Origin of the sequence: Variovorax sucrosi (genome assembly GCF_051216635.1) — a bacterium.
Lineage (GTDB): Bacteria > Pseudomonadota > Gammaproteobacteria > Burkholderiales > Burkholderiaceae_C > Variovorax.
Genome location: NZ_JBPJZU010000002.1, coordinates 271,333 through 285,483 on the forward strand (window position 1 = coordinate 271,333; position 14,151 = coordinate 285,483).

General features: G+C 65.5%; 9 protein-coding genes. 6 read left to right on the top strand and 3 right to left on the bottom strand.

The features are described 5' to 3' along the window. The first annotated feature begins 111 nt into the window (after positions 1-111). Positions 112-1,317: an MFS transporter gene (locus ACSFBE_RS04365; protein ID WP_435489153.1), complete on the top strand. Its 1,206-nt coding sequence runs from the start codon at positions 112-114 to the stop codon at positions 1,315-1,317. A gap of 219 nt (positions 1,318-1,536) precedes the next feature. Further along, a complete protein-coding gene (locus tag ACSFBE_RS04370) occupies positions 1,537-2,607 on the top strand; it encodes an SDR family oxidoreductase (protein WP_435489154.1) in 1,071 nt (356 codons plus the stop codon). Here the strand turns inward: ACSFBE_RS04370 and ACSFBE_RS04375 are convergent. Further along, positions 2,591-6,994: a DEAD/DEAH box helicase gene (locus ACSFBE_RS04375; RefSeq protein ID WP_435489155.1), complete on the bottom strand. Its 4,404-nt coding sequence runs from the start codon at positions 6,992-6,994 to the stop codon at positions 2,591-2,593. The two genes, ACSFBE_RS04370 and ACSFBE_RS04375, sit on opposite strands and share 17 nt — an antisense overlap. Positions 6,995-7,042: 48 nt before the next feature. Continuing rightward, on the bottom strand, positions 7,043-8,038 hold the full coding sequence (locus ACSFBE_RS04380) for a DUF4365 domain-containing protein (protein WP_435489156.1): 996 nt from the start codon (positions 8,036-8,038) through the stop codon (positions 7,043-7,045). A gap of 233 nt (positions 8,039-8,271) precedes the next feature. Between ACSFBE_RS04380 and ACSFBE_RS04385 the strand changes: the two genes are divergently transcribed. From ACSFBE_RS04385 to ACSFBE_RS04400, 4 genes are all read left to right on the top strand, one after another. Continuing rightward, on the top strand, positions 8,272-9,057 hold the full coding sequence (locus ACSFBE_RS04385) for an HNH endonuclease (protein ID WP_435489457.1): 786 nt from the start codon (positions 8,272-8,274) through the stop codon (positions 9,055-9,057). 181 nt (positions 9,058-9,238) lie between these two features. Then, on the top strand, positions 9,239-10,711 hold the full coding sequence (locus tag ACSFBE_RS04390; protein WP_435489157.1) for a GNAT family N-acetyltransferase: 1,473 nt from the start codon (positions 9,239-9,241) through the stop codon (positions 10,709-10,711). Next, positions 10,671-11,138 carry an ASCH domain-containing protein gene (locus tag ACSFBE_RS04395; protein ID WP_435489158.1) on the top strand — a complete coding sequence of 156 codons (468 nt, stop codon included), beginning with the start codon at positions 10,671-10,673 and terminating at the stop codon, positions 11,136-11,138. Before ACSFBE_RS04390 ends, ACSFBE_RS04395 begins: the two co-directional genes overlap by 41 nt. Continuing rightward, positions 11,135-11,692 (top strand): ATP-binding protein, encoded by a 558-nt coding sequence (locus ACSFBE_RS04400; RefSeq protein WP_435489159.1) that lies wholly within the window; start codon positions 11,135-11,137, stop codon positions 11,690-11,692. Before ACSFBE_RS04395 ends, ACSFBE_RS04400 begins: the two co-directional genes overlap by 4 nt. 165 nt (positions 11,693-11,857) lie before the next feature. On the opposite strand, the gene katG is transcribed toward ACSFBE_RS04400, so the two are convergent. Beyond that, the gene (gene katG / locus ACSFBE_RS04405) at positions 11,858-14,110 is read right to left on the bottom strand and encodes a catalase/peroxidase HPI (protein ID WP_435489160.1); all 2,253 of its coding nucleotides are present in this window, start codon (positions 14,108-14,110) and stop codon (positions 11,858-11,860) included. Positions 14,111-14,151: the final 41 nt, after the last annotated feature.

Here is a 14,151-nt window from a genome sequence, read left to right on the forward strand (position 1 = left end):
TCGCATTCGATACATTCGAGTTCGATGCCAGGCGGCATGCACCCGCGACCACTGACGCGCACCGCTTATGCTCGAACCCCTCTCTGGCCACTGGCCGCGCACGCTTTCTCCATGCCCTCCAACGACACCGCGCGCGGCCTTCGCGCGCTGATCTTCGCCTTCACGCTCAGCCAGTTCTTCCGCACCTGCCTCGCGGTCATCGCACCGGAGCTGCAGCACGACCTGGCCTTGTCGCCCGCCGGTTTCGGCACGCTGTCGTCGTGCTTCTTCCTGGCCTTCGCCGTCGCGCAGATCCCGATCGGCATCGCCTTCGACCGCTACGGCGTCGGCCGCCCGACCCGCCTGCTGACCAGCGTGGGCGTGCTGGCCGCCCTGCTCTTCGTGGTGGCGCCCAACGGTGCGACGGCCATGGTGGCGCAGGCCGGGCTCGGCCTGGCCTGCGCGCCGGTCTTCATGGGCTTGATGCACTACGCGTCGGAGCACCTGCCGGTGCACCGCTACGCCACGGTGGTGGGCCGGGCCAATGCAATCTCGATGGTCGGCGCGCTGTGCGCCACCGCGCCGCTGGGCTGGGCGGCGCACCGCTTCGGCTGGCGCACGGCGATGGGTGTGGCCGCGGTCTTCATGCTGCTGGCCTGCATCGGCGTGTGGCGCCACGTGCACGACGAAGGCCATGCCGACGCGCAGCAGGAACGGCTGGGCGACCTGTTCACCGGCAGCGCGCGGCTGCTGACGGTGCCCGCGATGTGGACGCTCATCCCCCTGTGCGTCGCGCTGGCGGCCGGCACCACCTTCCGCAACGCCTGGGGCGGCCCCTACCTGGCGCAGGTGTATGGGCTGGGCGCCGACGCGCGCGGCCTGGCGCTGGCCTTCGTCAGCCTGGGCGGCTTCGCCACCGCCCTGCTGCTGCCGGTGCTGGTGCGGCGCCACACGCTCAAGACCACGGTGATCGGGTGGGGCCTGATGTCGCTGGTCGGCGGCCTGGTGCTGTCGGCCGCGCCCGACGTCGGCCTGCTGCCGGGCGTGCTGCTGCTGACGCTGCTCGCCACCTTCGGCATGTGCCACCCACTGGTCATGGCGCACGGCCGCGGCCTGGTGCCGCAGGCGCTGCGCGGGCGCGGCCTGGGCGTGCTCAACACCTTCGTCTTCCTCGGTTCGGGGCTCACGTCCTCGGCCTTCGGGCTGATCGCCGACGCCGGCCAGCGCAGCGGCGCGGGCGCCCCGGCCGCGTACACCGGCATCTTCCTGTGCGCATCGGCGCTGGTGGTGCTCGGCACGGCGGTGTACTGGTTCAGCCCGCGGCCGGCGCCGCACTGAGCCGCCGACTCGCTTGCTTTCCTACGCCGGTACGCGACATGGGCGTGCGCGGGCGCCCTGCCACGCTCCCGACCATGGCGTTCTCCTCACTGAGCACGGAGACCCCATGAAACACCTTCTCCTCGCCGCCGCCGTCGGCCTCACCGCATTGGCGCTCGTCGCCTGCGAGCCCACGCCGAAACCACCGAAGGCCCGTGCGATTGCCGCCGTCATGGTCTGATGCAGAACAAGGCCCTCATCGTCGGCGTCAGCGGTGTCATCGGCAATGCACTGTCGGAGCATCTGCTCGGCAAGGGCTGGTCCGTCCGCGGCCTGTCTCGCGGGCGCACCGCCGTCGCGTCGGGCTGCGTCCCCCTCGTCGCCGACCTCACGAACCCGGCGCAACTGCGCGACGTGCTGCACGGCCTCGACGTCAGCCATGTGTTCTTCGCCGCCTGGTCGCGCCAGGCCAACGAGAAGGAGAACATCCGCGTGAACGGCGCCATCGTGCGCAACGTACTCGATGCCGTCGGGCCGTCGCTGCGTGGTGGCCATGCAGCGCTTGTCACCGGCTTGAAGCACTATCTCGGCCCCTTCGAAGCGTATGCGACCGGCGCCGTGCCCATGACGCCCTTCCGCGAGGAACAGGGCCGCCAGGCGGTCGACAACTTCTATTACGAGCAGGAAGACCGCCTGTTCGAAGCCGCCGAGCGCCATGGTTTCAGCTGGAGCGTGCACCGGCCGCACACCATCATCGGCTTCGCCGTGGGCAACGCGATGAACATGGGTGTGACGCTCGCCGTGTACGCGACGCTTTGCAAGGAAACCGGCCAGCCCTTCGTGTTCCCCGGCTCGGCCGCGCAATGGAACAGCCTCACCGACATGACCGACGCGCGGCTGCTGGCGCGCCACCTCGAATGGGCGTCGACGAACCAAGGCGGCAGGAACGAGGACTTCAATGTCGTCAATGGCGACGTCTTCCGCTGGAAGTGGCTGTGGCCGCGCCTGGCCGCGTACTTCGGCATCGAGGTCGCGCCCTTCGACGGCACGACACGGCCGCTGGCCGACCGCATGGCGGATGCGCCCGCGCAGTGGGCCGACCTCGCCGCGAAGCACCAACTGAGCGAGCCGAACATCGACAAGCTCGCCTCCTGGTGGCACACCGATGCCGACCTCGGCCGGCCGATGGAAGTGCTGGCCGACATGACGAAGAGCCGCCAAGCCGGCTTCCTCGACTTCCAGAGCACGCCGGACGCGTTCGTCGACCTGTTCGAGCGGCTCGAGGCCGAACGGATCATTCCGAAGCGCTGAGCGCCTGCGCCACGGCGCTGTCAAGGAAGCGCAGCGACGGGTCGAGCGCCAGCGCACGACGCGCCGCCTGCGTCTCGGCCGCATCGAGCGGCACCAGCAGCGTGATCTCGCCCGCGATGCTGGTCGCGACCGGCACGCCGTCGCGCCACAGCACGCGCGAGCCGGCCACGCGCGGCACCTTGGGGCCGGTGACGATCGTGCCCAGCAGGTTCGCCGGGTCGCTGGCGGCCAACGCGATGAAGGCACCGTCGTGCGCTTCGCGCCGGACACGGCGCATCGACGCCACCGCCTCGGGCAGCGCGAACTGCTCGCCCGACACGCCCGCGATGAAGCGCCCACCGCGTATCTCGCCACGCGCCTCCAGCTTTCGGCACACGCGCACCAGGTCGCGCCACGGCGGCAGCCACGCGGACTCGCGCTCCAGCAGGCGCCAGCAGATCACGCCGTAGCGGCGCAGCAGCACATGCACGACCTGTTCAATGGCTTCGGCAGAGCCCGGGTTGGCCGATTCACTCGCCGAAGGCGGACGCACCAATGTCCAGCGCCCCGCGTCTTCGATGCCGAACAGCGGCACGCGACGGCGCCGCCGTGTGTCGGCCGACGCGCGCTTCGACGCCGGCACCAGCAAGGCGCGCAGGCCGGCGTAGCTGTCGCAGCGCACGCGCCCCTTCGCGACCAGTTCGGTCAGCGCCTCCTCGATCTCGACCGGCAGCAGCCGCGTGCCACCGGCGATCTCGTCGAAGAAGCAGGCGCCGTGCTGCTTCAGGTGTTCGGCCACGCGGGATGCACGCGAGCCCAGGTTGTCGTCACTTCCTGACTCGGATGACGGCGCAGGTGCCAGCGCCGTCCACAGCGCGGCGCTGCGGCGCGGCAGCAGCACGACCGGCGTGGCGTGCAGCGAGCCGCTGCCGGCGCCCTTGCGCCCTTCCACCGATGCGGCGTTCGGCCGCAGCCGCGTCCACAGCACCCGCCCGGCCGTGCACAGGTCGTCGAGCCACGCGCCCGCGTAGTCGGTCACGCGCGCGGGCAGCACCTCGGCTTCCCACATCGGCGCGGGCGCCTCGTAGCCTTCGAGCTGCGACAGCACGCCCGACAACGCCTCCGGCCCGCTCACGCGCGACGCGGCGCCGACGTGTTGCCACTCGAACAGAAAGCGCGCGAAGTCCCGCGGCTCCACCGGCTCGATCTCGCGGCGCAGGCGCTTGAGCGTGTAGCGGTGGATGCGCGCGAGCAAATGGCGCTCGCACCATTCGACGTGTTCGGTGCCCGGCGTGAAGCGGCCCTGCAGCACGCTGCCTTCGGCCTGCAGCGCGAGCAAGGCGGCGTCGACATCGGCGACCGGCAGGAACAAAGGCGATGCCAGTTGCGCGACGGTGACCGGCCCGAGCCCGCCCAGGCGTGAGCGCAGCAGCTCGCGCAGCGCGGCATCGCGGTCGTCGGGCCGCTCGGCATCGTCGGGGGCGGTGATGGCGGGCTGCATCGGCGCATCGGGCGCGATCGCCTGCAGCAGCGGCAGGCGCTCGGCAGAGACCCACAGGCCGCGCGCGGTGCGGCCCTTGCCGTCGATCAGCAGGCGCGTCGCGCGCCCCGCCTTCGCCAGCGCCGTCAGCCACTTCTTCCAATCTGCCTGCGCAGCCACCTCGTCGTCGCTCACCGCGCCGAGCATGCCCAGCGCCTCGTGCATCTCGTCGGCGCTGCGTGGCTGCGGCCACGCTTCATCACGCACGCTCGCGATCGCGTCGGCGTCGAGCTGGCCGACGTCGTCGGCACTCTCGGGTTCGGTGTAGCGGCGGTTCTGCACGGCCAGCGTGCGGCGCTCTTCCAGCGGCGCGTCGTCGAGAAACGCGTAGGGCCGCGCGTTGAGCGCTTCCATCGCCAGCGGCGACGGCCCGGGCAGGTCGCGCGCCAGCACGCGCACCTCGCCGGACTCCATGCGCCGCAGCAGCGCGAGCCAGCCGTCGGCGTCCATCGCGTCGTGCAGGCAGTCGTCCATCGTCTGCGCGACCAACGGATGCTCGGGCACCTCGCGCTCGCCGACGATGTTCTCGAGGCACGCGACCTGGTCGGGGAACACCGCGGCCAGCAGGTCTTCGGCGCGCATGCGCTGCAGCTGGGGCGCCACCTTGCGCCCACCGGTGAAGCGCGGCAGCGCGAGCGCCGTGGTCGCGTTCCAGCGCCATCGCACGCCGAAAAGCGGCGCGTCGAGCAGCGCCTGCACCAACACGTCGAGGGCCGAGTTGGAATGCAGGTAGCGCGCCACCTCGTCGAGCGGAAAGCTGTGGCTGGTCGACAGCGACAGCACGATCGCGTCTTCGGTCGCCGCGGCCTGCAGCTCGAAGTTGAAGGTGCGGCAGAAGCGCTTGCGCAGGGCGAGGCCCCAGGCGCGGTTGAGCCGGCTGCCGTACGGCGAATGGATCACCAGCTGCATGCCGCCGGAGGCGTCGAAGAAGCGCTCCAGGACCAGCGTGTGCTGCGTCGGCAGCGTGCCGAGCACGGAAGCGGCATGCGCGAGGTGCTCGACGATCTGGCGCGCAGCTTCGTCCGTCAGGCCCATCGTCTTTGTCAGCAACGCCATCGCGCCGTCGCGGCCGCTCAGCGCCAGCACCAGCCCCACTTCTTCGCGCAGCCGCGACACGCCGAAGGACAGCTCGTCCGTCCGCCCCGGCGCCTCGCCGAGCCAGAAGGGAATGTTGGGCGCGGCGCCCTGCGCGTCTTCGACCCGCACGCGGCCGGACTCGATCTTCAGGATGCGGTAGCTCGTGTTGCCCAGCTGGAACACGTCGCCCGCCAGGCTCTCGACCGCGAAATCTTCGTTGACCGTGCCGATCTTGTCGGCCTGCGGCTCCAGCATGACCGTGTAGTCGCCCGTCTCGGGGATCGTGCCGCCGGAGGTCAGCGCGGTCAGACGCGCGCCCTTGCGCTCGCGCAGCAGGTGGTTCACCGCGTCGCGATGCACATAGCCGGCGCGCTGGCCCTGCCGCGTGGTGAAGCCTTCCGACACCATCCGCACCACTTCCATGAAGCGCGCGTGCGTCAGTTGCGCATAGGGCCAGGCGCGGCGCACCAGCGCGAAGAGATCGTCTTCGTGCCATTCGCGACACGCCGTCTCGGCCACGATCTGCTGGGCCAGCACGTCGAGCGGCGCCGGCAGCACGCGCAGCGCGTCGAGCTCGCCGCGGCGGATGCAGTCGAGCAGCGCGGCGCATTCGACCAGCTCGTCGCGCGACTGCGGAAAGAGCCGCGCCTTCGGCACGCCGCCCACCGCGTGACCCGAGCGCCCGGCCCGCTGCAGGAAGGTCGCGATGGAGCGCGGCGAGCCGAGCTGGCAGACCAGGTCGACGTCGCCGATGTCCAGCCCCAGCTCCAGCGAGGCGGTCGCGACCAGCACCTTGAGCTCGCCCCGCTTGAGCCGCTGCTCGGCGTCGAGCCGCGTCTCTTTGGAGAGGCTGCCGTGGTGCGCCGCCACCGCGTCCTTGCCGAGGATGTCGCCCAGATGCCGCGCCGCGCGCTCGGCCATGCGGCGCGTGTTGACGAACACCAGCGTCGTCTTGTGCAGCCACACGAGTTCGGCCACCCGCGCATACACCTGCGTCCATTGCTCGTTCGACATCACCGCCGCCAGCGGCGTCGGCGGCAGTTCCAGCGCCAGGTCGCGCTGCTTGGCGTAGCCGATGTCGACGATGGCGCAGTCGGCCGTGCCGTCGTCCTTCACCGCGCCCGCGCCGACCAGGAAGCGCGCCACCTCGTCGATCGGCTTCTGCGTGGCCGAAAGGCCGATGCGCACCGGCCGCGCGCCGCCCTCTTCCATGCACAGCGCCTGCAGCCGCTCCAGCGAAAGCGCCAGGTGGCTGCCGCGCTTGCTCGCGGCGATGGCGTGGATCTCGTCGACGATCACGCTGCGCACCGTCGCGAGCATCTTGCGGCCCGACGCCGAGCCCAGCAGCACGTAGAGCGATTCCGGCGTCGTCACCAGGATGTGCGGCGGCCGGCGCAGGCTCTGCTGCCGCTCCCGCTGCGGCGTGTCGCCCGTGCGCACCGCCGTGCGGATGTCGACATCGGGCAACCCCAGCGCTGCCAACTCCGCCCGAATGCCGGCCAGCGGCGCGTCGAGGTTCAGGCGGATGTCGTTGGAGAGCGCCTTGAGCGGCGAGACGTAGACGACCGCCGTTTCATCCGGCAGGCCACCCGGCGCGAGGCCCCGCACGACCAGATCGTCAAGCGCGGCGAGGAAGGCGGTGAGCGTCTTGCCCGAGCCGGTGGGCGCGGCGACGAGGGTGTCGCGGCGGGCGCGGATGGTCGGCCACGCGGCGGATTGGGCGGGTGTGGGGGCGGGGAAGGCTCGGGAGAACCAAGCAGTTACAGCGGGGTGAAAGGAGTCGGGGAGCACGAGCTCATCACATCAGGGCAGGGTGTTGGAATGTCAAGTTCGCAATACTTACGACGGAGGCTGGTGCAGCTCGGCCTCAACAGGCTCAAGGTAATCTAGCAAAGCCGACGGTCCGCGATTTACGTACTTATCCCAGAACATGTCCGGCTGCCGGTATCTAAGCCCCGCAAAGATAAACGCAGACGGATCTACTGCTACATCCATGGAATTGTGTTGAGGGTGAGCCTCGCGAAACGCGCAGTAGTAGGCGACACGCGGCTCCACATTCACATACCGGACAGGTAAACCTAATGCAGACATGTGCCCAAAGTGATCATCGTAAAGGATGGCTAACGAAGACAGCCCCGTCCGCGAGTACGAGCCACTTCGCAAAACCAGTCGATCGATCGTTTCAGCATCGAGGCGAGAACCGCGACGGCGAACCATGGCGAACAACTGGTCAGCAATAACGTTCCCCTCATGCGAGCCACGAAGACGGTTGCCAAGCTTTACTGCTTCGTCGATGACCTCGTTCAAGCCGGCCTGACCTAGGCCGTCCGCACATGATGCAAGAGCACCCGCCAAGACAAGCATCATCTCCCTATCTCCGATGGACGTAGCTGCGTGCAGCGCATCGCGCAAACTAAGCGCAAGCTGCGAGCTGCCCTCCCAGCGGGCGATCTTCTTCAACTCTCCATCGAGTCCAGCCCTGACGGTTTGCGCCTCGGACACCCATTCGGTCCACGTCGTCTGATCGGTCAACAAGGGGTTGCTGTTAGCTCTTTGCGCAAGCAGCCAGTCCTGCAGCCAAAGGTACCACGCCTCCTTCGAGGTGATATCGACCAGAATCAAGATGAGCGGGTAACGGCAAGCTTCAGCGTATTCAAGGTACTTCCGCTCAATGGTGAATTTGATCGCATCATTACGTCGTTCGACCCGGTCCGACGATTTGATCTGGACTTTTAAGATGTCTCCAGACAAGCCAAGTTCAGTGACCTCAAATTCGGCGTCGATACCAAAGTCTTCGCTTAACTCCCGGGACAGCCAGGGGGGGTGCTCTTCCACATGCGCTAGCAGCCACTTGTGCCCACGGGAGCCCGTCTTCTGACTCAATGTTCTATTCGCCATCTTGAGACTTTAGCGCAATAGCTATGAAGCAGGCCGCGCCCTGATGTCTAGCGGCAGCTTGCCGAGTCGAGTGAAACCCCTTCTGCATATGCATTCCCATTGCTTCGACCCAACTCAGTTTACCGATGGCAACGATCACGGTGTACCCTTCTGGCCATATGACACGACCAATGCGCTGTCTTTTTTGTCGAATGGATTCGACCGCTTCGCGGAGCGTTGAACACATCATTCCGGAAAGCCTGTGGAACACCCGGCACATCCTTCCGAGGGGTGTGGTCTGCGACGCCTGCAACAACTATTTCGCTCGCGAGATTGAAAAGCCATTCCTCGATTCACCAGCAATCTCCCGACTAAGATTTCTCCAAGCGATACCGAACAAGCGCGGACGCGTGCCGTCGAGCAACGCCATTTTGCTACCCGGAGTCCCCGTTGTCCTGCATCGCCACGCCCCCGCCCCTCACCTTATCTCTATGGATGTTCCCGCGGAAGCCTTCAATCACATCCTTAGCAACCGAACGAACGCACTGCTGCTTCCAGTCGATGCCTTACCTCCCAACGATCGAGTCGTCGCACGTTTCCTAGCAAAGATGGCAGTGGAGGCCATGGCCTATAAACTGCGTGAGCACCGGGAAGGAATGTCGTATCTTGTGGATGAGCCCCAGCTTGATCCGCTTCGAAACTTTGTGCGTCGAGGCGTGCCACAGGAATGGCCGTACCATGCTCGCCGCATCTACGATCCCGACAGGCCCATATTAGATTCCGACGGGCGCGTCGAGCAGACCGTGCACGAATTCGACTTTCTAGTGACGAAGAACCAGGAGTGGTACTTCGTTTTCGCCTTATTCGGCCTTGAACTAACTATCAACCTTGGCGGCCCGGAGATAGATGGGTATATGGCTTGGCTTGAAGAAAATGAGGGGAAAAGTCCGCTCTACTCAGGAAAGAACGGATCATGAAAAAGTGAAACTGCAGGTACGCACGATATACGTCACAGTCGTACATTTTTATCGATTCTGTGCTCATGGATGCCCTTCAAAACCATCACCCCATCCAGCGGCTCGCCAACAACCCTAGCATGTTAGGCCGCGAAGGCCCGTAGACAGAGGCCAACTCTCAACCTTCTTGTGGAATAAAGCTGTGGCGAAGCAACTGACACTGCTATTGGATACCAATGTCTTGATCCCGCTTCAGGACTCGTATTTGGCCCTGAGCGACAGTCTGGCGAGTTTTCACCGGCTTGCGCTAATGGGCGGCCATCAGTTGGTTTACCACCCCGCCAGCTTGGCCGACTTTGAGCGGGACTTGGACCTTAAACGTCGCGCCCGAAACTTGCAGCATGTAAGGCGCTATCCGGCGCTTGAGAACCCCGCCAAAAGCCCGTGGAACACGGCTTTGACGGGACAAAACGACGTATGCGACAACGAGATCCTGTACGCGCTTCACTGCGATGCCGCGCACGGCTTGGTTACGGAAGACCGAGGACTTCTGGCCAAGGCGCGGGCAAGGGGTCTTGCGGCCCGTACGTACACGATTCAAACGGCTGAGGATTGGCTGCGTCGTCTGCACCAACCGCATGATGTTTCGCTACCAAATATCCTCGACGCTCCGTTGCACAGTTTGACGCCAGAGTTGGCCGATACCTTCTTCGGAAGCTTGCGCGAGGCCTACAGCCCGTTCGATGAATGGTTCCGCACAAAGGCGCGAGAGGGTAGGAAGGCATGGACTTACCGAGACGAGCAAGGCGTGCTCAGCGCCATCTGCGTATATGCCATGCAGTCCGACGAACGGATCACCGACGACGGTCAGCAGTTAGCAGGCAGAGCGTTGAAGCTGTGCACCTTCAAGGTTGGTGAGAGCGTGCGAGGTCGAAAAATTGGTGAGTTATTTCTCAAAGCCGCTTTCCGCTACGCAACCGAGAACGCCTGCGAGCATGTTTTCATCCATGCGGATGTCGACAAGCACGGGTACCTCGTCAACCTCTTGGTCGACTTCGGGTTCGATGATCGCGGTAAGTATGGCAAGGACCGGGTCTTTGTAAAGACCCACCCTCAGGATGCGCCGCCCGCGACTGACATCGCTCCGTTCGACTATGTACAGCGCTTCTATCCCCACTACATTACCGGTGCTCAGGTTCGGAAGTTCCTGGTCCCGATCCAGAGTGGCTTCCATCAGATTCTTTTCCCTGATTACCAGGGCGCCCAGACATTGCTGTTTCTCCCAGGTGGCAATATCGGCAACGCCATCAAGCTGGCCTACCTGTGCCACGCGGCGACTAAGGAAATCCGCGCCGGAGACGTCTTGGTCTTCTACCGGACCGGAGACGAACGGAGTGTGACCTCGCTCGGCGTCGTCGAGCAGTTCGAGGTGATGGACGACGCGGCGAAAATCGCGAGTCTTGTTCGTCGGCGTACGGTCTACAGCATCGAAGATATCGAATCGATGGCCGCACAACCCACCAAGGTGATCCTATTCCGGCTCATCGAGCATCTACCCCAGCCGGTGTCCTATCAACGCCTGCAAGCTGAGCGCGTCGTCACAGGTCCCATCCAGTCCATAACTAAAATTTCAGATGCTTCGTTTTCAAGAGTGCTTAGAGCTGCAGGGCGCTAAGGCAGTTCTGCTGTCGGTAAGGCCTCGATTCGCCGATCAAATCATGGCAGGTACAAAACGCGTTGAGTTCCGCAGGTCATGGGCTAAAGAGCCCGTCGGGTTGCTGGTCATCTACTCATCTTCGCCAGTCCAGAAAGTTGTCGGCATGATCGAGGTCAAAAAAGTTGTCGTCGACTCCCCGGCCAAGATTTGGACAGTGTGCAAGCCTCAAGGGCCCGGCCTTACTCGGAAGGCTCTAATGGAGTACTTTGTGGGAAAGCAAAGAGCCTATGGTGTGCTGCTTGGTCAGATCAACGCCCCGGCGCAGGCGATCACTCCGAAGTCGGTTTTCAGAGACTTTCGACCGCCGCAGTCATTCCGATATCTCAGCCACGCTGAGCTGCGCAGCCTGGGTAAGAGGTTTGGACTTATGGGGGCCTCCGCATGACGGTCTTTATCGGCGGCGTTCATGGAGCCGGCAAGACTTACGTTGGTAAGCCGGCAGGCGAGCGCTTGGGATTGCACTACGCAAGCGCCAGCCAGCTGATTCGCGAGGAACGCGGGCGAGCATCGTGGGGAATCGAGAAAGTCGTTTCCGAAGTCGAGTCGAACCAAAAGGCCCTGATTGCGGCGACGCAGCGGCTTCATGTAAGCGGCAAGTCGCTGTTACTGGATGGTCACTTCGTTCTTCGCATCGCGCCCGATCGGCACGAGCCAATTCCGATTGAGGTCTTCGGCGCACTGCGTTTCTTCGCCATCATCTTGGTCCATTGCCCTATTGGCATTCTTTCTGCGCGCTTGCTTGAGCGAGGAGACTCCAGCTGGAACCAGGATGAACTGATTCGATTCAGCAAGGCGGAGTTCGATCACGGCTCGAAAGTGGCGACGACGCTTCGCATTCCCTTCGTGCCGCTAGAAACACCTAGCCCCGAACAACTCGAATCCTGCCTTCGACGACTGTTGGTCGACCGCGCAGCGTCGCAAGCTGAACGGGGACTCTAGCCAGGCCGATCATCACCCGTCTGGTGGGTCGATGGCCCGGAATCCGGGATGACCCTCGGAGACGAGCGGACTCAGGTGCAACATCGCCACCGGCTCCCATGCAGAACCAACGCGCAGAAAAGCTCGGTGCATTGCGCACCGGGCTCGTTTGAAAGTGCCAGAGAATCAGGCGACGTCGAACCGATCCAACTCCATCACCTTGACCCAAGCCGCCACGAAGTCATCCACGAACTTCGCTTGGCTGTCCACGCTGCCGTAGACCTCGGCGATCGCCCGCAGTTGCGCGTTCGATCCGAACACCAAGTCGGCGCGCGTGCCGGTCCACTTCAGTTCGCCGGTCTCGCGATCACGCCCTTCAAACTGCTCGCCGGCGCCGTCGACCGACTTCCATTCCGTGCCCATGTCGAGCAGGTTGACGAAGAAGTCGTTGCTCAGCGCGCCCGGCTGTTGCGTGAACACGCCGTGTTGGCTTTGCGCGGTGTTCGCGCCCAGCACGCGCAGGCCGCCGACCAGCACGGTCATCTCCGGGGCAGTCAGCGTGAGCAGTTGCGCCCTGTCGATGAGCAATGCCTCGGCCGGCACGGCGAAGCGCGCCTTGGTGTAGTTGCGGAAGCCGTCCGCGGCCGGCTCCAGCGGCACGAAGGAATGCACGTCGGTCTGTTCCTGCGACGCGTCGGCGCGGCCCGGGGTAAAGGGCACCTGAATGTCGCGGCCGGCGTCGCGCGCCGCCTGCTCCACACCGGCGCCACCGGCCAGCACGATGAGGTCGGCGAGCGAGATCTTCTTGCCGCCGGTCTGCGCCGCGTTGAATTCACCGGCGATGCCTTCGAGCACCGACAGCACCTTCGCCAGTTGTTCGGGCTCGTTGACGGCCCAGTCCTTCTGCGGCGCGAGGCGGATGCGCGCGCCGTTGGCGCCGCCGCGCTTGTCGGAGCCGCGGAAGGTCGATGCCGACGCCCAGGCGGTCGACACCAGCTGCGCCGGCGTCAGGCCCGAGGCCATCACCTTCTTCGTCAGCGCGGCGACGTCCTGCGCGTCGACCAGCGCATGGTCGACCGCGGGGATCGGGTCTTGCCAGATCAGTTCTTCGGCCGGCACTTCGGGGCCGAGGTAGCGCACGCGCGGGCCCATGTCGCGGTGGGTCAGCTTGAACCAGGCGCGGGCGAAGGCGTCGGCGAACTGGTCGGGGTGTTCCATGAAGCGGCGCGAGATCTTCTCGTAGGCCGGGTCGAAGCGCAGCGCCAGGTCGGTGGTGAGCATGGTGGGCAGCAGCTTCTTCGATGCGTCGAAGGCATGTGGAATGGTGGCGCCGGCGCCCTTGGCCACCCACTGGTGTGCGCCGGCCGGGCTCTTGGTCAGTTCCCACTCGTAGCCGAACAGGTTCCAGAAGAAGTTGGTGCTCCATTGGGTGGGCGTGCTCGTCCAGGTGACTTCGAGGCCGCTGGTGATGGTGTCGGCGCCCTTGCCGCTGCCGAAGCTGTTCTTCCAGCCCAGGCCCTGGTCCTCGATGCCGGCGCCTTCGGGCTCGTGCTTCACATTGTCGGCCGGGCCGGCGCCGTGCGTCTTGCCGAAGGTGTGGCCGCCGGCGATGAGGGCCACGGTTTCTTCGTCGTCCATCGCCATGCGGGCGAAGGTGTCGCGGATGTCGCGGGCCGAGGCGATGGGGTCGGGCTTGCCGTCCGGGCCTTCGGGGTTGACGTAGATCAGGCCCATCTGCACGGCGGCCAGCGGGTTCTCCAGGTCGCGCGAGTGAGGCACCTTGCTGTCGTCGTCCTTCACGAGCACGCCGTGGTCCTTGTCGACGCCGGGCGAGCCTTGCGAATAGCGCACGTCGCCGCCGAGCCACTTGGTCTCGCGGCCCCAGTACACGTCCTGGTCGGGTTCCCACACGTCGGCGCGGCCACCAGCGAAGCCGAAGGTCTTGAAGCCCATGGTTTCGAGGGCGACGTTGCCGGTGAGGATCATCAGGTCGGCCCACGAGATCTTGCGGCCGTACTTCTGCTTGATCGGCCACAGCAGGCGGCGCGCCTTGTCGAGGCTCACGTTGTCGGGCCAGCTGTTGAGCGGCGCGAAGCGTTGCTGCCCGCGCCCTGCCCCGCCCCGGCCGTCACCGATGCGGTAGGTGCCGGCGCTGTGCCAGGCCATGCGGACGAAGAGCGGGCCGTAGTGGCCGAAGTCGGCCGGCCACCAGTCTTGCGAGTCGGTCATCAACGCGGCGAGGTCCGCCTTCACGGCGGCGAGGTCGAGGCGCTTGAACTCGGCGGCGTAGTCGAAGGCGTCGCCCATGGGGTCGGACTTGGACGAGTGCTGATGCAGCAGATCCACACGCAGTTGCTGGGGCCACCAGTCGGTGTTCTTGGTGCCGGCGCCGGTGGCCTGGCTGAACGGGCACTTCGCTGCGGTCTGTTGACTGTCCATGGGGGAGATCCTGTTCTTTGCGGATGAGTTGGAAGGCCAAT

Excerpts from the sequence above, each read along its gene's own strand:
- ACSFBE_RS04365 (WP_435489153.1), top strand. The coding sequence starts at position 112 with ATGCCCTCCAACGACACCGCGCGCGGCCTTCGCGCGCTGATCTTCGCC.
- ACSFBE_RS04370 (WP_435489154.1), top strand. The coding sequence starts at position 1,537 with ATGCAGAACAAGGCCCTCATCGTCGGCGTCAGCGGTGTCATCGGCAAT.
- ACSFBE_RS04385 (WP_435489457.1), top strand. The coding sequence starts at position 8,272 with ATGCGCTGTCTTTTTTGTCGAATGGATTCGACCGCTTCGCGGAGCGTT.
- ACSFBE_RS04395 (WP_435489158.1), top strand. The coding sequence starts at position 10,671 with ATGCTTCGTTTTCAAGAGTGCTTAGAGCTGCAGGGCGCTAAGGCAGTT.
- ACSFBE_RS04400 (WP_435489159.1), top strand. The coding sequence starts at position 11,135 with ATGACGGTCTTTATCGGCGGCGTTCATGGAGCCGGCAAGACTTACGTT.
- katG (WP_435489160.1), bottom strand. The coding sequence starts at position 14,110 with ATGGACAGTCAACAGACCGCAGCGAAGTGCCCGTTCAGCCAGGCCACC.